18 protein-coding genes are annotated in these 18,047 nt (G+C 64.2%); 10 read left to right on the top strand and 8 right to left on the bottom strand.

From position 1 onward, the window contains the following. Window positions 1-31: 31 nt before the first annotated feature. Both ACKLNI_RS08985 and ACKLNI_RS08980 read left to right on the top strand, forming a co-directional pair. Entirely contained in the window at window positions 32-1,060 is a 1,029-nt protein-coding gene (locus tag ACKLNI_RS08985; protein WP_413718730.1) for a LacI family DNA-binding transcriptional regulator, read from the top strand. Between the two features lie 82 nt (window positions 1,061-1,142). Continuing rightward, window positions 1,143-2,060: a dihydrodipicolinate synthase family protein gene (locus tag ACKLNI_RS08980; protein WP_413718729.1), complete on the top strand. Its 918-nt coding sequence runs from the start codon at window positions 1,143-1,145 to the stop codon at window positions 2,058-2,060. A gap of 4 nt (window positions 2,061-2,064) precedes the next feature. Here the strand turns inward: ACKLNI_RS08980 and ACKLNI_RS08975 are convergent, their stop codons facing one another. The 3 genes from ACKLNI_RS08975 to ACKLNI_RS08965 form a co-directional block, all read right to left on the bottom strand. After that, a complete protein-coding gene (locus ACKLNI_RS08975) occupies window positions 2,065-2,952 on the bottom strand; it encodes a substrate-binding domain-containing protein (RefSeq protein WP_413718728.1) in 888 nt (295 codons plus the stop codon). A gap of 174 nt (window positions 2,953-3,126) precedes the next feature. Next, entirely contained in the window at window positions 3,127-4,260 is a 1,134-nt protein-coding gene (gene nagA / locus ACKLNI_RS08970; protein ID WP_413718727.1) for an N-acetylglucosamine-6-phosphate deacetylase, read from the bottom strand. A gap of 148 nt (window positions 4,261-4,408) precedes the next feature. Beyond that, window positions 4,409-5,281 (bottom strand): glucosamine kinase nucleotide-binding domain-containing protein, encoded by an 873-nt coding sequence (locus ACKLNI_RS08965; RefSeq protein WP_413718726.1) that lies wholly within the window; start codon window positions 5,279-5,281, stop codon window positions 4,409-4,411. Window positions 5,282-5,706: 425 nt separating this feature from the next. On the opposite strand from ACKLNI_RS08965, the gene ACKLNI_RS08960 reads away from it, so the two are divergent. Beyond that, window positions 5,707-6,195: a DUF805 domain-containing protein gene (locus ACKLNI_RS08960; RefSeq protein ID WP_413718771.1), complete on the top strand. Its 489-nt coding sequence runs from the start codon at window positions 5,707-5,709 to the stop codon at window positions 6,193-6,195. A 139-nt stretch (window positions 6,196-6,334) separates the two neighbouring features. On the opposite strand, the gene ACKLNI_RS08955 is transcribed toward ACKLNI_RS08960, so the two are convergent. After that, the gene (locus ACKLNI_RS08955; RefSeq protein ID WP_413718725.1) at window positions 6,335-6,676 is read right to left on the bottom strand and encodes a DUF1330 domain-containing protein; all 342 of its coding nucleotides are present in this window, start codon (window positions 6,674-6,676) and stop codon (window positions 6,335-6,337) included. A 190-nt stretch (window positions 6,677-6,866) separates the two neighbouring features. After that, window positions 6,867-7,232 carry a DsrE family protein gene (locus tag ACKLNI_RS08950; RefSeq protein WP_413718724.1) on the bottom strand — a complete coding sequence of 122 codons (366 nt, stop codon included), beginning with the start codon at window positions 7,230-7,232 and terminating at the stop codon, window positions 6,867-6,869. Between the two features lie 333 nt (window positions 7,233-7,565). Between ACKLNI_RS08950 and ACKLNI_RS08945 the strand changes: the two genes are divergently transcribed. Further along, window positions 7,566-8,204 (top strand): pyridoxamine 5'-phosphate oxidase family protein, encoded by a 639-nt coding sequence (locus ACKLNI_RS08945; protein ID WP_413718723.1) that lies wholly within the window; start codon window positions 7,566-7,568, stop codon window positions 8,202-8,204. A gap of 183 nt (window positions 8,205-8,387) precedes the next feature. On the opposite strand, the gene ACKLNI_RS08940 is transcribed toward ACKLNI_RS08945, so the two are convergent. Together ACKLNI_RS08940 and ACKLNI_RS08935 are read right to left on the bottom strand one after the other, a co-directional pair. Next, window positions 8,388-8,708 (bottom strand): hypothetical protein, encoded by a 321-nt coding sequence (locus ACKLNI_RS08940; RefSeq protein ID WP_413718722.1) that lies wholly within the window; start codon window positions 8,706-8,708, stop codon window positions 8,388-8,390. Window positions 8,709-8,847: 139 nt separating this feature from the next. Continuing rightward, window positions 8,848-9,255, bottom strand: coding sequence for a rhodanese-like domain-containing protein (locus ACKLNI_RS08935; RefSeq protein WP_413718721.1), 408 nt, complete (start codon window positions 9,253-9,255; stop codon window positions 8,848-8,850). A 15-nt stretch (window positions 9,256-9,270) separates the two neighbouring features. On the opposite strand from ACKLNI_RS08935, the gene ACKLNI_RS08930 reads away from it, so the two are divergent. The 4 genes from ACKLNI_RS08930 to ACKLNI_RS08915 are packed head-to-tail and all read left to right on the top strand — an operon-like array spanning window position 9,271 to window position 15,107. Further along, window positions 9,271-10,629: an NAD(P)/FAD-dependent oxidoreductase gene (locus ACKLNI_RS08930; RefSeq protein ID WP_413718720.1), complete on the top strand. Its 1,359-nt coding sequence runs from the start codon at window positions 9,271-9,273 to the stop codon at window positions 10,627-10,629. Further along, complete coding sequence (locus ACKLNI_RS08925; RefSeq protein ID WP_413718719.1) at window positions 10,629-12,707, top strand: hydantoinase/oxoprolinase family protein; 2,079 nt, start codon at window positions 10,629-10,631, stop codon at window positions 12,705-12,707. The genes ACKLNI_RS08930 and ACKLNI_RS08925 overlap by 1 nt, the downstream gene beginning before the upstream one ends. Further along, window positions 12,704-14,350, top strand: coding sequence for a hydantoinase B/oxoprolinase family protein (locus ACKLNI_RS08920; RefSeq protein WP_413718718.1), 1,647 nt, complete (start codon window positions 12,704-12,706; stop codon window positions 14,348-14,350). Before ACKLNI_RS08925 ends, ACKLNI_RS08920 begins: the two co-directional genes overlap by 4 nt. A 13-nt stretch (window positions 14,351-14,363) precedes the next feature. Beyond that, window positions 14,364-15,107 carry an SDR family NAD(P)-dependent oxidoreductase gene (locus tag ACKLNI_RS08915; RefSeq protein WP_413718717.1) on the top strand — a complete coding sequence of 248 codons (744 nt, stop codon included), beginning with the start codon at window positions 14,364-14,366 and terminating at the stop codon, window positions 15,105-15,107. A 13-nt stretch (window positions 15,108-15,120) separates the two neighbouring features. Here ACKLNI_RS08915 and ACKLNI_RS08910 read toward each other — a convergent pair whose 3' ends face one another. Then, window positions 15,121-16,281 (bottom strand): LysR family transcriptional regulator, encoded by a 1,161-nt coding sequence (locus ACKLNI_RS08910; RefSeq protein WP_413718716.1) that lies wholly within the window; start codon window positions 16,279-16,281, stop codon window positions 15,121-15,123. Window positions 16,282-16,412: 131 nt separating this feature from the next. On the opposite strand from ACKLNI_RS08910, the gene ACKLNI_RS08905 reads away from it, so the two are divergent. Both ACKLNI_RS08905 and ACKLNI_RS08900 read left to right on the top strand, forming a co-directional pair. Beyond that, window positions 16,413-17,141 carry a PIG-L deacetylase family protein gene (locus ACKLNI_RS08905; RefSeq protein ID WP_413718715.1) on the top strand — a complete coding sequence of 243 codons (729 nt, stop codon included), beginning with the start codon at window positions 16,413-16,415 and terminating at the stop codon, window positions 17,139-17,141. A 115-nt stretch (window positions 17,142-17,256) separates the two neighbouring features. Then, window positions 17,257-18,027: an SDR family NAD(P)-dependent oxidoreductase gene (locus tag ACKLNI_RS08900; protein ID WP_413718714.1), complete on the top strand. Its 771-nt coding sequence runs from the start codon at window positions 17,257-17,259 to the stop codon at window positions 18,025-18,027. The last annotated feature ends 20 nt before the right edge of the window (window positions 18,028-18,047 follow it).

Genomic DNA, 18,047 nt, shown 5'->3' with positions numbered 1-18,047 from the left:
ATAAAATGATACAGAACCGGGGAGCGCCAACATGGCACGTCCGACAATCAGGGATCTGGCAACTGCGGCCGGCGTTTCGCCTTCGACCGTCAACCGCGTTCTGGCGGGGTCGGACAAGGTGCGCGAACCGACGATGCAGCGTGTTCTGGATGCCGCGCGCGACATAGGCTTCTACGGAGTGGGAGCCATCCGAAGTCGGGTGGACGCGGCACGCCCGCGCGACCGTTTCGTGGTTCTGCTGCAACAACCCGGCCGCCAGTTCTACGAGGCGGTCGCCGAGCACCTGCGTCAGGCCGCGTCCGCTTACGAAGGACGGGACATCGATCTGGTTCTGGAGTTCATGAACGACCTGTCGCCGGATCGCATCGCCGATCGTATGCTTGACCTTGGTCCGCGCGCGGATGCGCTGGCCGTGGTGACAGCCGAGCATCCGGTCGTCAGCGCGGCGATCGACCGTTTGACCGCAATGGGAACGCCTGTGCTGGCCTTGATTTCGCCGCTGACCGCGCAGACGAGTATCGGTTTTGTCGGCCTCGACAGTTGGAAGGTCGGGCGTACTGTCGGATGGTTCTTCGAGAATATCTGCCGGGAGCCCGGAAAGATCGGCGTGCTTGTCGGCAGTCACCGCTACCGGAACCAGGATATGCAGGAGAGCGGCTTCCGGTCCTACCTGCGGGAACATGAGAGCGGGTTTACCGTTCTGGAGCCATTGCCGACCTTCGAGTCGACGGCCATCGCCCGCGAGATGACCGAACGGCTTCTGACCGATCATCCCGACATGGCGGGGCTTTATGTCTGCGGGGGCGGGATCACGGGGGCTCTTGCGGCGATCCGGGGCATGGGTCGGTCGGGGACGTTGCGGGTGATCGGATATGACCTGATGGACTCGACCCGCGGCGGTTTGCTGGACGGGACGCTGACGGTGGTTCTGGCCCACCCCTTTGCGCGCATGGCGCGTGAAACGCTGGACAGCATGGTGCGGATGAAAACGTCCGATGGCACGGGAGGAGCGGAGAGTGTCCTTCTGAGCTTCGATATCTACACCCGCGAGAACATCTGAAGCATTACAGTCATTGGGGCGACTTGGCAGCCGGGGGCCGCGGGTGCAAGTTGGGTCCAGAATCAGGAGGAAGTCTTACGCCATGCAGACACCATTGACCGGCATTCTGCCCGTTGCTCCAACGCCGTTCCATGACAACGACAGCCTGGACCTGGAGGGGATGCGCCGGGTTCTTGATTGCATGATCGACCAGGGCTCTGATGCGATCTGCATTCTCGCGAACTATTCGGAACAGTTCGTTCTCTCCGACGAGGAACGGGCGACGCTGATGCGCCTGAGCCTCGAGCATGTGGCGGGACGCGTGCCGGTGATCGTGACGATCAGCCATTTCCACACGGGTATCGTGGTGGAGCGGGCCCGGGCGGCAGAGGCCATGGGAGCGTCGATGGTGATGATGATGCCGCCTTATCACGGGGCCGGCCTCAGGGCGGATGACGCCGGGATCTTCGAGCATTTCGCTGCCGTGGATGCGGCGATCTCGATCCCGATCATGGTGCAGGACGCGCCGTTGTCCGGCGTGACGCTTTCCGTGCCGCTGCTGGCCCGTATGGCGCGCGAGCTGGATGCGGTCAGCTATCTGAAGATCGAATGCCCCTTCGCGGCAGACAAGCTGGCGGCCCTGATCGAGGCGGCGGGAGAGCACATCGCAGGCCCATTCGACGGCGAGGAGGCGGTCACGCTGCTGGCCGATCTGGATGCGGGATGCACCGGCACCATGTCTTCGGCGATGTTTCCCGAAAAGATCCGTCCCATTGTCACCCGGTATCTTGCCGGCGACAAGGAGGGCGCCCTTGCGCACTGGCAGCGCTGCCTTCCCCTGATCAACCATGAGAACCGGCAATGCGGTCTGCGAGCCTGCAAGACGGTGTTCGCGGAGGGCGGCGTGATCGGAAGCGACCGCGTGCGTCATCCGCTGAAGCCGATGTCGGAGAGGACGCGCGCACGGCTTTTGGAACTGGCGCGCGATCTGGACGTTCTGGCGCTGAGTTGGGGGAAGTAGCCTATCAGGCGTTCCAGGCTACCTTGCCCAAGTCAGAGAGATCGTAGCCGTGGAAGGAGGCGGCGCGCTGGCGAAACGCGTCGCTATGGCAGAATTCGAGAAGCGTCTGCATGGGCGGGTCGAACCATGCTTTCCGGTCGATGAGAAGGTCGTAGCGCTCTTCGATGACGGGCAGGAAGCCCAGCCCGTAGCTTTCCGCAACCGATTGCAGCCCGAAGGTGACATCGGCTTCGCCATGGCGGACCATCTGGACGGCGTCGTCTTCGGAGCGGGCCATTTCGGAAAGCGAGAGTTCCGATGGGTCGAGGCCCGCGTCTCGTGCCAGCCTCTCGAACAGCCCGGCGGTCCCGGACTCGGGTTGCCGGGGTGCGATGCGCATCCCCTTGAGCCCGGCGATGCTTTCCGGGCGCGGGCCATCCGGCCGGAACACGATGCCGCGCTGGCGGCTGACGAAATGAACCAGGACGGTGTTCTGACCCTGGGCGACACGGGACGCGTCCGGGAGGTTCCATGATCCGGATTCCGCGTCGAAGATATGCAGACCGGTCGCAATGCCTTCGCCGTTCTGGAAGCGCGACAGACCGTCGTGGGACCCATCGAAATATGTCGCGAGACCGCAGCGCGACTGGCGGATGGCCCAGTCGAGAAGAGGGTCGTGACTTCCGAGGAAGATGTCGGGGCGGTTCAGCGCCGCCGCCGTACCGCCGGATTTCGCATGATCGATCCACGCCCGGATTTCAGCGGCGGGAAACAAGAGTTTGCCGGTGGCCCGCGAACAGGGAACTTCTCCTGAGGCCGCGAGGTCATAGACCTTGCGCTCCTTGATCCGCAGGAGCTCGGCCAATTCCTTGACCGTCAGAAACTCGTGAGTGTCGGCGCCAGTCTGGGTCATTTCATTCCTTCGTCGGCACGGTATCTAGCAGGCACCGCCGGCAAAGCCTAACAGGTGGCCGGGGCGCTCGGGAAGATCACTTATCGGCCGCATTCCAGGTGGTTTGAAGTCTTTTCTCGGGACTTGGGTCGCGCTTTTTTCTGAAGCGGGCATGCTGGGTTGCGCGTCTCAAGCTTACGCGGGGCTGGCGCGGAAATCTCGAGATATCCGGATCATGGAACAGGACGCGCCCGGGACAAGACGCCCGATGCCGCGACCCAGAACTGCCACATCAGCAGGGATGGACGTGGCGGCCCGCAGCGCCTGCTCAAGGGGGATGCCTGTCTTTTCGACCAGGACCCGGATCGCGGTTCCCAGGTCGAGATCCGCGCCTGCGAGCGTGCCGTCTTCGAGTGTCAGGCGGCCGTCGTTGCGCCGGATCAGCCTGTCTCCGAGATGGAACTGGGCGATTTCGCTTCCTGCCGGGGCCATGGCGTCACTGACAAGAAAGATCTTGCCCGGTCCCGTTTTCGCGGCCCATGCCGCGCGCATGCTGGCCGGGTGGACATGGATCGCGTCGGCGATCAGCCCGGCGGACAGGCCCGGCGTGTCGAGCGCCGCGCCGACAAGGCCGGGATCGCGGTTTCCAAGCTGGCTCATCGCGTTGAAGAGATGGGTAACCACCCGCGCACCTGCCGCCGCGTAGGCGCGACAAGTGTCGAACGCCGCATCTGTGTGGCCAAGCGATACGATGGCGCCGACGCGTGCGAGGGCGCTGACCTGGGCGGTCGTCGTGGTCTCCGGCGCGACCGTCACCATCAGGACCGGCAGCGATTTCGCGGCATCCACAAGCAGGGCAAGGTCCTCGGAGGTCATGGGACGGATCAGGCCGGCGTCGTGGGCGCCCTTGCGGGCGACCGAGAGGTGGGGACCTTCGAGATGCAGGCCGGCGATGCCGGGCACGCCGTTCGCAATCGCTTCGGTTACGGCCGCGATGGCCGCGCGCGTCTTCTCGCGCGTATCCGTGATGAGCGTGGGCAGAATCGTCGTCGCACCGAGGGTTCGGTGGGCGTTTGCCATCCGCCGCAGCGTCTCGACCGACGGATCGTCGTTCAGCATGATGCCATCACCGCCGTTGACCTGAAGGTCGACGAAGCCGGGCGAAAGGATGTCGCCGTTCAGGTTCACGACCGATGCGGTTTCGGTATTCGCGGGTTCGGGGATGATCCCTTTCACAAGCCCTCCCTGAACGACGACGCAGTGATCGTCGAGGATCGACTGACCGTCGAAGATGGAGCCTCCGCGATATATGACGGTATGTGCGCTCATGGGGTCTTGGGGGCCGTTTCGAGGTGCCGGGACGCGGCGAGGATGATGGAGCAAGTCGGTTTAAAAAAGTCGCTCAATCTTATGTTTTTATGATATAAAATTGTATGTTTTTTACCCGATCTTCGCTTCGGAGATGTTCTTTCTCCGGTCATGCCGACATCTCCCGGCGCAGGTCTTGCGCAAGCGATAGTGCGCCGTCGATCGGTTCGCCTTTGGCCGGTGCGATGGCCGAACGCATGTCGTGGGGAAGAAATTGCTCGTAGCGAGGCGCAAGGCCGCCGGTCAGGCAGATGGGAAGGGGGGAAGTCCAGCCCATATCGGTCAGCGTGCGGGCGATGTGGTCGGCGCCGTGCTTGAGAAGTTTCAGGGCGAGTGGGTCTTCGGATTGCGCGGCTTTGGTTACTTTGGGCGCGAGTTCTCCGAACCGTGCCGGTGTCGCGCTGGCGGCGAAGGAGACGATGCCGGCGGTCGAGCCGTGTTCGCGCAGCAGGGCTTCGGCAAGCGGCGAGGGCGGGCGGAGGCCGTCGGCGACGTCGAGCGCGGCCAGGAGGGCTTTTCGGCCCAGCCATTGCGCAGAGGCTTCGTCACCGAGGATCGGTCCCCAGCCGCCCGAGAGGCGTATCGCGCCGTCTTGCTGGACAGCGAAGAATGAGCCGGTTCCGCAATGCGCTATGGCTCCGTCCTCTCGGCCGAGCGCGCCGCGCACGGCGGCGGGGCGGTCGTCCTCGATCCGCGCGTGGGAAAGGTGGATTCCGTCCGCTATCGCCTGCCGGATTTCGGGGCCAACCATGCCCGCAAGCCCAACGAATGCAGGGATTTGAGCGAGGTCGCCGGTCGTGAGCGACAGTCGTTCGGCGAGAAGGGCAAGCCCCTTGTTCACCTGCTCGATCGTTCCTGCCAGATCGGTGGACGCGTTCGCGCTGCTGACTTCGATGAGAGTGCGCTTGCCGGAGCGCAGGCATGCCACGCGGCAGCGGGTGCCGCCGCCGTCGATGGCGATGATCTCGGGCCGGTTGGTCATGATGCAACCTTTGCAATGCCTGAGTGCGAAAAGAAAGAGCGATGACCGACGGCGGTATTTTGCGCGGTTTATTTTCTCGCGCCCGAACCCCCTTGGAAAGCCGACAGGAGCGCGCGGTGGCAACGGGCGCGCGGTGGTGTTGCGTGGGGCGGATGCGAAGGTTAACGGCCTTGTTTTGCTGGGTATCGGCGGACTGACCCCGGTCGGCAAAGCGTCGGCAGAGCGTCGGCAAAGCGTATGGCAAGGGTAGGGGCGGAATGCGCGCGGCCACCAGATGTGGTGCGCACGTTCACTATGGTTACCGGCGCGTTAAGGCTAATTCCTGGTTGATCCGGCACAATTCGGCACGGAGAAATTCAAGAACACCGCGTTTCAGACGGGACGAGGGGACAAATGAGTTTTTTGCAGCTGCGGTCAGGACGTGTCTGTCCAAGTATTTTTCGTTTTTCGGGCGGGCCTCTCGTCCCAAATATTGGTGGTTCCTGCTTTTCGTGGTGCTTGGTTCGATAGTCTTCACGCTGCTCGATGGCGTGCTTTTCGGCGCAGACGCTTCCACAGGGAACTCTCAAGGTGCCTTGGCGCCGCTCTGGCAACTGGCGATGTTCATCCCGCTTCTTTCGGCTGGCTGGCGCCGGCTTCAGGACGGAGGGCGACCCGGCTGGTACATCCTTTTGCCGATGCTGGTGTCGCTGGTCTCAATCGTTGGACTGTTCTTCGGCATCTTCACCTTCGGGGTAATGGAGCAGAACGTGGCCGACCCCGAGACGCTCCGAGGGCCAGCGGCGGTGCTGGGACTGGGCGGCCTTTTCGTGGTTGCGATCGTTCAGCTTGTGCTGACCATTCTGATGCTGTGGTGGCTGACGCGGCCATCAGAACCCGGCGCGAACGCCTACGGGCCTGTTCCGGTGCGCTGATCCGCCTGAGGCCTCGTCGATTGTACCTGCATGTCGGCTTTGGGGATTTTTTCCGAGAGACCGGCGCGAGTCTTGCTGTCCCGATCGGAAAAACGCGCCCGACAAGGTCATGTGACCGGATCGGGCGAGGTCTTGTCCGTTACTGCGCCGCGATGTGGACGCTGTAGGTCGCGAAGGCAACATCGCGATAGGGAATGGCCGCTTCATATTCCGGGCTTGAAAATACGTTGTCGACGGCCTGCCGGCTTGGATACTCGACAATAATCACCGACTTCGCCGGGCGATGACCGATGACGTCGTCTTCGAGGCTGAAACGCTCAATGATCCTTGCGCCCTCGCGTTTCAAAAGCGGTTCCGTGATTTCCAGGTACTTCCCAAGCGCAAGAGCCTGATCTTCGTTGAAAGTCACCAGCGCGAACACTTTTACCGGACCTTCCTTGGTGTCTTCTACGACGCGTGGCGCACCAGCGGTTCGTTGCATTCTATTTCTCCCGAAACGGCAAAAAGTCTGTCTTGAATGGTTATCGCTCGATAACTCAATATGTGCCATGTTTCACAACGATTTCGTCGGGCGTCAATACCAACTCGACCCGCCAAAATAAAGGGCGCGATCCCCCGGGACCGCGCCAAGGCCTGTATAGGACTTCCTCAGGGGAAGCAGACCGCGATTTTCAGGGTCGGATCATGAAATAGCCCTGGTCGCTCAGCTCCATGAGGCGAACGATGCCACCAGGGACCACCCGGGCGTTCGGCACGATCTCGATCTCCTTGCCCGCTTGCTTGCTCATGCCCTTGATCGTGTTCCCGCAGGCGGAGATGGTCACGTTGGGCACGCTGTCGGTGAATCCCTTGATGCGTTCGAGCACGGGAGATGTATCCGTGCGCAGCATGTGCAAACCGGCGTTGTAGGCCACGATCTCGATTTCGTAGTCCTCGCCGCGCTCGAGGAAGTAACTCGACATGTTCGACGCATTGTTCAGAACCTTGTTGAAGGTTCCCGGACTGTCGTCGCTGACCTGAATGACGATCCGATGCATATCGTGCGGTGGCGCATCATCATGCGCTGACGCGGGATTGCTGCCGAGTGACCAGCACAACGCGACCAAGAAAACAAATATCCGAGCTACTTTCATGTATTCCTCCCGAATTGCCCCTGCGGGGTTCTGAGTTGAGGCATTCCCGTCTGTCGGGGGCGCTACTGCCGCCCGGATGGAAATGCATAGTCAAATGGTGATGTATGAATTCAATTTACGCAACATTCTTGTTTCCTGTCACGCTTGAGGGCCCGAACTGATGTTGGCCGCAGGTGGGCTGACGAGTCTCGCTCGGAATGGGGCAATATGTTACATGCGCATTGGGGGGGAGCGCACATGTCCTATCAGCCGACCGACGTGGTTTCCACTGAACAGGATCTTCGATCGATCGTTCCGAAGCCGCCGCACGGGACGCAGGACGTAAAGGTCATCGACCATATCGACCGGCATTGCCGGGTCTGGATCGAGCGGTCACCCTTCCTTGTCATGACGACCTCGGATTTGGAGGGACGACTCGATTGCTCGCCAAAAGGCGATCCGGCCGGGTTTGTGAAAGTGATCGACGAAAAGACGCTGGCGATACCCGACAGGCCGGGCAATCGTCGTTTCGACGGTTTTCTGAACATCTTGCAGACCGGGCGTGTGGGGTTGCTTTTCTTCGTGCCGAACCGGAATGAAACGGTTCGTGTCAATGGCACCGCACAGGTGGTGCGTGACCTGCAGCTTCGGGAAAGCATGGCGATCAAGGGGCGGGTTCCCGAGCTTGCCGTGCTCGTCCACGTGGAAGAGGCGTTCTATCATTGCGGCAAGGCCATCATCCGTTCGGGCCTCTGGTCCCCTGAGAAGGCCGCGCCGACCGACGGGCTTCCCACCTATGCCGAGGCGAACGTCGATCACACGGGCCGGGACTATACGCTTGAACAGGTCACCAAGTGGTTCGACGATAACGATAAAAACCGTCTGTACGACGAGTGATCCTGTGGCGGGACGAGGCCGGTTTGCGGAGCCCCGCCTTCAGGTTTCCGCTTTTGTCCGCCACGACAGGAGTGCCGAGCAGAAGCGGCGCGATTCGGTGATCGCATAGTTGCTGTTTGCAATCCGCCACTTGCCATCGTCGCAGAGCTTGAGGCCGCAGAACACGGGATATGTCGACCCCGGTTACTCTTCGCCGCGTCTCCAGATGCGGGAGACGTGGACCGCCTCGATCTCTGTCTCCGAGATGAACTTGGCCTCGACCACCGAGCGGACCATGTTCACGACGCCGGTTTCGGCAAAGTATGCCCGGACTTCCCGAAAAATTCCGTGAATATCGTCCGGAGTCCGTACGATCCTGGCCCCTTCGGTCGTTTCCAGGGAATGCGGGAGAGTGAAGCAGTCCTCGACGCCTTCAAGCTCGCCGTCCAAAAGCGCCCGACCGGTGCGATAGAGGAGTTCTTCTGCAATTTCCTCGGCGATCAGGTCGTCGTATTGAGTCGTCATGGGGTCTTATCAAATCAACTGTGCGGCGAATTTCATCGAGAGCCGCGCTTTTCTCGTTAATGCAAGCACATACGTTTCTAAGACGTTTACCACACGACGGACCCGCTGTCTCTAGGACAATCTCGGGCTCCGGCAGAGGTTATTCCCAGTTGCCGCCCTCCGGCATCTCGACGGGGCCGCCGTGGTCCTTCCAGGTGGAGAATCCTTCGCGCAGGTGGGCGGCTTCGAAGCCCATGTCCTGAAGCGTTGCAACAGTGAGGGCCGAGCGCCATCCGCTGGCGCAGTGGAAAACGAAGGTCTTATCCTGTCCGAAGATCTCCTTGAAATAGGGGCTTTCGGGGTCGACCCAGAATTCGATCATGCCTCGGGGGGCGTGGAAGCTGCCGGGAATCCAGCCGGTGCGCTGGCGTTCGCGAACGTCGCGGATATCGACGACCACCACGTCCGGGTCATCGAGCTTAGCGATCAGATCGGGGGTTTCGATTTCTTCGATCCGGGCACGGGCATTCGCGACCATCTGCGCCGCAGTCGTCTTTAGCTTGCTCATCTCTTGTACCCCCAAGTGAAGCGTCTATTCTGGCCTGCGGCGCACCTGCCGGGCTGGATCTCCTCCGCGCCCCGGGATGCCAAACTGACCATAGCAGGGGCTCTGATGCCAACCAATCCGATTTCCCTTTGGGACGGGACCGCCGAGGAAGACGCGGTCGAAGGAAGCTTGCCGGAAGGACGGCATTTCGACGTCGTCGCCGTGGGTGGCGGATTCACAGGGCTGTCGACTGCGCTGCACTGTGCCGCCAAGGGATTGTCCTGTCATGTGTTGGAAGCGCAGACCGTCGGTTTTGGCGGATCGGGGCGCAACGTCGGTCTTGTGAATGCCGGCGTCTGGCTTCCGCCGCAGGAGGTTTCCGGCGTTGTCGGCGCGCGAAAGGGGGCGCAACTGGTGGACACGCTGGGCAAGATGCCGGGCTACGTGTTCGACCTGATCGAGCGGCACCAGATCCGTTGCGAGGCGCGCCAGACCGGTAGCATCCACGTCGCGCATTCGCCCAAGGGGTTCGAGAACCTGCGGCACAGGGCCGAAGGCTGGAAGGCTTTGGGCGCGCCCGTCGACCTTCTGAGCGCCGCCGAGGTGGCGGAGCGGACGGGGACGCGGGCCTTTCACGGGGGTCTTCTGGATCACCGGGCCGGGACCATCAACCCGATGGGCTACGTGCGCGGGCTGGCCCGTGCCGCGCTGGGTGCGGGGGCGACGATTTCCACAGGGGTCAAGGTGATCGGGCTGGAACGGGACGGAGACCGCTGGCGGGTTCTGACCGAGAAGGGCGAGATCACCGGGACGAGCGTGGTGCTGGGTACGAACGCCTACACGGACGAGTTGTGGCCGGGACTGAAGGACACGTTCACGACCATCGAGTATTTCCAGGTGGCGACGCAGCCGCTGACCGGTCGACTGGACGGCATCCTAGAAGAGGTGCGCGGCATATGGGATACCGCGCAGGTGATGACCTCGCTGCGCCGGGATGCCCATGATCGTCTGATCATCGGGTCGATGGGCGCGGTGATGGGCGGAAAGAGCGGATTGTCGGGGCGCTGGGCCGCGAAGCAGATGGCCCGGCTGTTCCCTGACCTGGGGCCGGTCGACTTCGAAGAGGCGTGGCATGGGCAGATCGCGATGACGCCCGACCACATCTTCCGCATTCACCGGCTGGCCGAGGGTCTCTATACGCCGATCGCCTATAACGGCCGGGGCATCACCACGGGCACAATGTTCGGCCGCGCCCTGGCCGAGATCCTGACCGGAGCCGATCCGGACACGCTGCCGGTCGCGCTGACGGATGTGAAGCCGGTTCCCGGCCGGGCGCTGAAGATCGGGTTTTACCGGGCCGCGTTTGCGGCCACACAGATGTGGAGAAGTCTCTGATGGGTCTGGTTCGGGTTGGCGTGGATATCGGCGGCACTTTCACGGATGTGGCGCTGGAGCACGAGGGCGGGCTGGCCACGAGCAAGGTGCTGACGGACTATGCCGCGCCTGAGGCCGCGATCCTTGAGGGGATTCGGTTGGCCGCCGAGCGTGCGAGCATCCCGCTTGCAGAAATCGGGCAGGTCATTCACGGAACGACGCTGGTCACCAACGCGCTGATCCAGCGCCGGGGGGCGAAGACCGCCTTCATCACGACGGAAGGCTTCCGCGACGTGATCGAGATGCGCTCGGAGAACCGGTTCGAGCAGTACGATCTGAACCTGGTTCTGCCGGAGCCGCTGGTGCCGCGCCAGCATCGCCATGTCGCCGCCGAGCGCGTGGCGGCAGATGGGACGGTTCTGAAGGCGCTGGAAGATGCCGAGATCGCGCGGCTTGTGCGCTTGGTGGAGCAGGGCGGCTACGAGGCGGCGGCGGTGGGCTTCATGCATTCCTACGCCAACCCCGAACATGAACGCCGCATGGCCGAGGCGCTGCGGGCGGCGCTGCCGGACCTTGCGATTTCGGTCTCGTCCGTCGTCTCGCCCCAGATGCGCGAGTTGCCGCGCTTCAACACGGTGATCGCAAACGCCTATGTGCAGCCGCAGATGGCGCAGTACCTGGCCCGGCTGGTGGCGAGGTTGCGGGAAAGTGGCGTCGAAGCGCCGGTCTTCATGCTACATTCGGGTGGCGGACTGATCAGCGTCGAGACGGCGATGGAGCAGCCGGTGCGGCTGCTGGAATCGGGGCCTGCGGGAGGGGCGATCTTTGCCGCCGGCTACGCGCGCGCGCATGGGATCGACAAGGCGCTGAGCTTCGACATGGGTGGCACGACGGCCAAGATCTGCCTGATCGAGGACGGGCAGCCGAAGACGGCGAGCAGTTTCGAGATCGCGCGGACCTATCGGTTCAAGAAAGGCTCGGGCATGGTGGTCTCGACGCCCGTGGTCGAGATGGTGGAGATCGGGGCGGGTGGTGGTTCCATCGCCTCGATCGACCGGATGGGCCGTATCCAGGTGGGTCCGCATTCGGCGGGCTCGGAGCCGGGGCCCGCGTGCTACATGCGGGGCGGCAGTGATCCGACAGTGACGGATGCGAACCTTCTGCTGGGGCGGCTCGATCCCGAGAATTTCGCGGGGGGCGCCATTCCGCTGGACCCCGGACTTTCGAAGCAGGCCGTTGAGGCGGCGCTGTCGCAGACGGGGCTGGCGGTTAGCGATGCCGCTTTCGGCGTGACCGAGATGGTGGACGAGAACATGGCCAACGCGGCGCGTGTCCACACGGTGGAGCATGGCCGCGACATCGAGCATTTCACGATGATCGCCTTCGGGGGCGGCGCGCCGCTCCACGCGAGCCGCTTGTGCGAGAAGCTGGGGATCGACCGGCTGATCGTACCGCCGGGCGCGGGCGTCGGCTCGGCGATCGGGTTCCTTCGGGCGCCCTTCAGCTATGAGGCGACGCGGGGGCTATTCCAGCGGCTGGATGCGTTCGATGCCGGGACGGTGAACGCGGTGATGGAGGAACTGGAAGCCGAGGCGCGCGGCTTTGTCGAGGCGGGCGCGCGGGGGCTGCCGACCGAGACGCGGCTGGTGGCCTTCATGCGCTATACCGGGCAGGGCTGGGAAATTCCCGTGCGTCTCCCCAAGACCCGGTTCGAGGCGGACGACGCGGCGATGCTGCTGGCGGCTTTCGAGGAGGCCTATACGGTGCTGTTCGGGCGCTCGATCGCGGGGATTGCCGTCGAGGTGACGAACTGGGGGCTGACGGTGGCGACCGAGACGCCGCCCGTCGCGCCGGTGATGGCACCTTCGGAGGTGAGCGATGCGCCGGTTCTGCGGTCGCGGCCGGTGTTCGATGCCGCGCTTCGTTCGGAGGTGGGCGCGCGCGAGGTGCGGCGGGCCGACCTGGTGACGGGTGCAGCGGTGAACGGACCCGCCATCGTCATCGAGGAAGAGACCTCGACCATCATCACTTCAGCCTACCGGCTGACGGCACAGGCGGATGGTGCATTGCTGATCGAACGCAAGGAGGCGCGGTCATGACGCCCACGAGCATCGACTACCAGATCATGTGGAACCGGCTGATCGCCGTTGTCGAGGAGCAGGCGACGACGCTTATCCGCACCGCGTTCTCGACCTCGGTGCGTGAGGCGGGCGACCTGTCGGCGGGGCTGTTCGACCGTCAGGCGCGGATGATCGCGCAGGCGGTCACCGGCACGCCGGGGCATGTGAACGCTATGGCCGAGAGTGTCGGCCATTTCGCCCGCGAGATCGGGGCGCAGAACATCTTCGAGGGCAATGTCTATATCACCAACGATCCCTGGATGGGGACGGGGCATCTGCATGACATCACCATGGTCACGCCTGTCTTCAGAAAAGGCATTCATATCGGGTATTTCGCCTGTACGGCTCATGTGGTCGACGTCGGCGGGCGGGGCTTTGGCCCGGATGCGGGCGAGGTCTACGAGGAAGGGCTGCTGATCCCGATTTCCAAGTTTGCGGAACGGGGCGCGGTCAACGACTTCATGGTGAAGATGGTGCGCGCCAACGTGCGGACGCCGGATCAGACGGTGGGCGACATGTATTCGCTGGCGGCCTGCAACGAGGCGGGGAACCGGCGTTTGCAGGCGATGCTGGACGAGTTCGACCTCGACGATCTCGACGGACTGTCGGAGTACATCATCGAAGCCAGCCGCAAGGCGACGCGCGAGGCCATTGCCGCCGTGCCGGATGGCACCTACCGGAACCGGATGCGCGTCGACGGCTATGACGCGCCGGTGGACATGCACGTCCAGCTGGACGTGGCGGGGGACCGTCTTGTGGCCGATTTCGACGGCACGAGCGGCATGTCGAAGCTGGGTGTGAACGTGCCGGAGGTCTATACGCGGGCCTATGCCTGCTATGCGCTGAAATGCTCGATCGCGCCCGAGGTGCCGAACAACACCGGCTCGCTCGATCCGTTCGAAATCACCGCGCCCGAGGGGTCGATCCTTGCGGCGCGCCGTCCTGCGCCGGTTTCGGTGCGCCACGTGATCGGGCATCTGGTGCCGGATGTTGTTCTTGGCGCGCTGCACCATGCGCTGCCGGGCGTGGTGCCGGCGGAGGGGGCCTCGGCGCTCTGGAACATCCAGATCAGCGCGCGGCCTCTGGATGCGGGCAGCAACCTGCCATCGGCGGAAGTGCTGATGTTCAACTCGGGCGGAACGGGCGCGCGGCCCGCTCTGGACGGTCTGTCGGCGACGGCTTTCCCCTCGGGGGTTTCGACCATGAGCGTGGAGGCGACCGAGCACGTCGGACCGATCGTCGTCTGGCGGAAGGAACTGCGCGAGGGCTCGGGCGGGGCGGGTGAATCGCGCGGTGGTCTGGGCCAGATCATCGAGATCGAGGCGCGGGACGGGTATCAGTTCTTCTTCAACGCGATGTTCGACCGGATCGACAACCCCGCGCGGGGCCGCGAGGGCGGCGGGCAGGGCGCGCCCGGTGGCGTGGCGCTGTCAGATGGAACGAAACTGAAGGGCAAGGGCCGCCAGAAGGTCGAGGCGGGCGAACGCCTGGTCCTGAGCCTGCCCGGCGGCGGCGGATATGGCGACCCGGCGTCCCGCGACCGGGACAAGGTGCGGTCGGACGTGGCGGCCGGATACATCACCGATGAACAGGCAAAGTCAGACTATGGTCTGGATGACTAATGGGAGAGAAGACATGACGGAAAAACTGGCACTTGTGACGGGCGGCGCTCAGGGGATCGGATATGCATGCGCCGAGGCGCTGACCGAGGACGGGTTCCGCTGCATCCTGGCCGACATCCAGACCGACAAGGTCCGGGAGGCCGCCAGCCGTCTGGGCGGCATTGCGATGACTTGCGACATGAGCGACGCGGACCAGATCGGGGCGATGTTCGACACGATCGCGGCCGATCACGGGCCGCTTCACGCGCTGGTCAACAATGCCGGCATCGCCATGCCCGGCGATCCGCTGGACTATGCGCTGGAGGATTTCCGCAAGGTGATCGACGTGAACCTGGTCGGCACCTTTGTGGCCTCTCAGCGCGCCGCGAAGATGATGGTGGAGGCGGGCATCGAAGGCGCCATCGTCAACATGTCCTCGATCAATGCGCAGGTCGCGATCCCGGCGATCCCCGCCTATTGCGCGTCCAAGGGCGGCGTGATGCAGCTGACCAAGGCGATGTCGCTGGCGCTGGCGCCGAAGGGTATTCGCGTCAACGCAGTCGGCCCCGGTTCGATCGACACGGACATGATGGCCGGCGTCAACGCCAATCCCGAGGCGATGGCCCGCGTGATGAGCCGGACGCCGCTGGGGCGGGTCGGTTCGGCGCGCGAGATCGGTGACGTCGTGGCTTTCCTTGTCTCGAAGAAGGCCAGCTATATCACCGGCGAGACGATCTATGTCGACGGCGGGCGTCTTGGTCTGAACTATACCGTGTAAGGGGCGCCGGGCGTCAGCCCGCGGCGGCGACGTCCTGGATGACCGAGATCAGCGCGGACTGGGCGGGCGTCGGCAGGAAGTCGGCGCGATGCGTCAGGCCGATCGGGCGCTCGGTGCCTTCGGGGCGGAAGCCGTGGACTTCCAGCGTCCCGCGGGCGACTTCCGGCGCGATCTGCCGCTCCGAGACCAGGCTGAGCGCGTCGGATGACAAAAGGATCTCGCGCATCAGGATCAGGGAGCTTGTCTCGATTGCGCCCTGCGCGGCCTCGGGGCCGAACAGCCGGGTGAAATGCGCGTGCGCGGGTGCGCCGGGCGCGGCGATGACCCAGGATGCCTTCGCAAGATCGTTTCCGCTTGTCGCCCTGCCGGCAAGCGGGTGGCCGGGGCGGTGCACGATGGAGAGCCTGTCTGTGAAAAGCTCGCGCTGGGTGATGTCGGGGCTGGGCGGGGGCAAGCGGAGGGCGCCGACGAGGAACTGCGCCTCGCCGCGAAGAAGCGCTGAGAGAAGGTCGTCGTAGCGGCCTTCGAGGATCCGGACAGGCACATCGGCATGCTTGGTCCGCCAGCGCGACAGCGCCGGGCCGAGGAGGGCGGCGCGGGAGAGCGGCATGGCGCCGATCACGATCCGTTCGCCCTGACCGCCCGAGAGTGCCGCGAGGTCGCCCATGGCCTGATCGATTTCGGAGAAGGCGAGGCTTGCGGCGAGGGCGAGATCGCGGGCCGGGCGCCGGGCGCGCAGACCCTGCGAGGTCCGCTCGAAAAGCGGGCGTTGCGCTTCGCTCTCGATCTGGCTGATCGCGCGCTGCACCGAGGGCTGCGAAAGGCCGAGCCGGTTCGCCGCGAGCGTGACGCTTCCGGCTTCCACCACAGCGACGAGGGCGCGCAGCTGTGGCGTGGTCACGGTCAGCTTGAGCCGCGGAGATATGGCCGCAAGGGCCGGGTCCAGCCTGGCGAGAGCGCGGGAGAGCCTGAGGACCACCAGGTCTCCCGCGCGGTTCGCATGAAGGCCGGAGGGTGTGCGCTGGAAAAGGGCATGGCCCAGTGTCCTTTCCAATCCGGCGATGGCCTGCGTCGCGGCGGGCTGCGAGATGCGGAGCCGCTCGGCCGCAAAGGAGGCGCTGCCGCCTTCGGCGACGGCGAGAACGAGGCGGAGATGGCGGAGATTCAGGTTCATTCCAGTATGTCTCCGGCGTTCAGCAGGGAGCGCACATAGGCAAAACTTATATCGGGTCACCTGTTTCTGAATTGGATTTCTTCGCGGCGCAAGGCATGCCGGGGGCTGTTCACTGGCCCGGGGTAACGGTTTTGACCAAGACAGCTCTCGTCATCAGCGCGCATGCGGCCGACTTCGTCTGGCGCTGCGGAGGCGCGATCGCACTTCATGCAGGCATGGGTTACGAGGTCACGGTCCTGTGCCTTTCCTTCGGCGAGCGCGGAGAGAGCGCTAAGCTGTGGAAAGAGGAGGGCATGACGCTCGAGAAGGTGAAGGCCGCGCGGCGCGGCGAGGCGGAAGCTGCCGCCGAGGCGCTGGGCGTGCATGAGCTGATCTGCATGGACCTTGGAGATTATCCGCTGGAGCTGGACCGGTCGGACAGGGATCGCGTCGTGGACGTGATCCGAAAGGTGCAGCCCAGCTTCATGATGAGCCATTCGCAATACGATCCCTACAACACCGATCACATGTACACGACGCAGGTTGCGCTGGAGTGCCGGATGATCGCGCAGGCCTGGGGCCACAACCCCGGCGAAAAGGTGCTGGGCGCCCCTCAGCTGTACCTGTTCGAGCCGCATCAGACCGAGCAGATGGGCTGGAAGCCGGACACGTTCCTCGACATCACGCCGGTCTGGGAAAAAAAGCGCGCTGCGATGGAGTGCATGAACGGGCAGGTTCATCTCTGGGACTACTACACGCGGGTCGCGCAGCAGCGCGCGAACCATTTCAAGCGGAATTCCGGCGGGCAGGCCGGCGGCCGGGATTGCAAGTACGCCGAGGGTTTCCAGTCCGTCTTTCCGCGTACCGTGGACGAGCTTTGACGCCGGGCCGTGCGGCTCCACGAGACCCGAGACGGTCGGCGCCGATCCTTGACGAACCTGCGCGGGTGCGTTTGATCCTGTGCACGGTGATGTCCGGGAGTGTGAGCGAGGCGAGATGACAGGGATATTCGAGGGCATGGGCGCCGTCGTTACTGGCGGCGCATCCGGGCTTGGCGCGGCGACGGCGCGGGCGCTGTCGGGAGCCGGGATGCGGCCGGTGATCTTCGATCTGAACGAGGATCGCGGGCGGGCGCTTGCCGGGGACCTGGGCGGGCTGTTCTGTGGGGTAGATATGGCCGATCCGGCCTCGGTCGCCGAGGGGCTTGCAGCGGCGGAAGCCGCCTTCGGGGTTCCGCGTGTGCTGGTCAACTGCGCTGGCATCGCGCCGGTGGGCAAGACGGTCTCGCGGGGCGCGCCGCATGATCCGGAGGTGTTCGACAGGGCCGTACGGATCAATCTGATCGGGAGCTTCAACTGCGCTTCGCAGGTGGCGGCACGGATGGCTGGTGCCGAGCCCGTTGGGCCGGATGGTGCGCGGGGCGTTATCGTGAACACGGCATCGGTTGCGGCCTTCGACGGGCAGATCGGGCAGGTGGCCTATTCGGCCTCGAAGGGCGGCATCGTGGGCATGACGCTGCCCATGGCGCGCGATCTGGCCGACAAGGGCATCCGGGTCTGCGCGGTTGCGCCGGGATTGTTCCTGACGCCGCTGCTGGAAAGCCTGCCGCAGGAGGCGCAAGACAGCCTTGGCCGGCAGGTTCCGTTTCCGCCGCGCCTTGGCGATCCGTCCGAATTCGCGGCGCTTGTCCTGCATATCGTGTCGAATCCGATGCTGAACGGCGAGGTCATCCGGTTGGACGGAGCGATCCGGATGGCGCCGCGCTGAGCCTGTCCGCGCGTTCGTCG

Source organism: Silicimonas lutimaris (assembly GCF_047314965.1).
Lineage (GTDB): Bacteria > Pseudomonadota > Alphaproteobacteria > Rhodobacterales > Rhodobacteraceae > JAVJUV01.
The sequence above is the reverse complement of the archived record's forward strand: the minus strand, read 5'-3'. Positions and strand labels throughout refer to the sequence as shown.

Coding starts and splice junctions, on each gene's coding strand:
- ACKLNI_RS08985 (WP_413718730.1), top strand. CDS start 32: ATGGCACGTCCGACAATCAGGGATCTGGCAACTGCGGCCGGCGTTTCG.
- ACKLNI_RS08980 (WP_413718729.1), top strand. CDS start 1,143: ATGCAGACACCATTGACCGGCATTCTGCCCGTTGCTCCAACGCCGTTC.
- ACKLNI_RS08975 (WP_413718728.1), bottom strand. CDS start 2,952: ATGACCCAGACTGGCGCCGACACTCACGAGTTTCTGACGGTCAAGGAA.
- nagA (WP_413718727.1), bottom strand. CDS start 4,260: ATGAGCGCACATACCGTCATATATCGCGGAGGCTCCATCTTCGACGGT.
- ACKLNI_RS08965 (WP_413718726.1), bottom strand. CDS start 5,281: ATGACCAACCGGCCCGAGATCATCGCCATCGACGGCGGCGGCACCCGC.
- ACKLNI_RS08955 (WP_413718725.1), bottom strand. CDS start 6,676: ATGCAACGAACCGCTGGTGCGCCACGCGTCGTAGAAGACACCAAGGAA.
- ACKLNI_RS08950 (WP_413718724.1), bottom strand. CDS start 7,232: ATGCATCGGATCGTCATTCAGGTCAGCGACGACAGTCCGGGAACCTTC.
- ACKLNI_RS08945 (WP_413718723.1), top strand. CDS start 7,566: ATGTCCTATCAGCCGACCGACGTGGTTTCCACTGAACAGGATCTTCGA.
- ACKLNI_RS08940 (WP_413718722.1), bottom strand. CDS start 8,708: ATGACGACTCAATACGACGACCTGATCGCCGAGGAAATTGCAGAAGAA.
- ACKLNI_RS08935 (WP_413718721.1), bottom strand. CDS start 9,255: ATGAGCAAGCTAAAGACGACTGCGGCGCAGATGGTCGCGAATGCCCGT.
- ACKLNI_RS08925 (WP_413718719.1), top strand. CDS start 10,629: ATGGGTCTGGTTCGGGTTGGCGTGGATATCGGCGGCACTTTCACGGAT.
- ACKLNI_RS08920 (WP_413718718.1), top strand. CDS start 12,704: ATGACGCCCACGAGCATCGACTACCAGATCATGTGGAACCGGCTGATC.
- ACKLNI_RS08915 (WP_413718717.1), top strand. CDS start 14,364: ATGACGGAAAAACTGGCACTTGTGACGGGCGGCGCTCAGGGGATCGGA.
- ACKLNI_RS08910 (WP_413718716.1), bottom strand. CDS start 16,281: ATGAACCTGAATCTCCGCCATCTCCGCCTCGTTCTCGCCGTCGCCGAA.
- ACKLNI_RS08900 (WP_413718714.1), top strand. CDS start 17,257: ATGACAGGGATATTCGAGGGCATGGGCGCCGTCGTTACTGGCGGCGCA.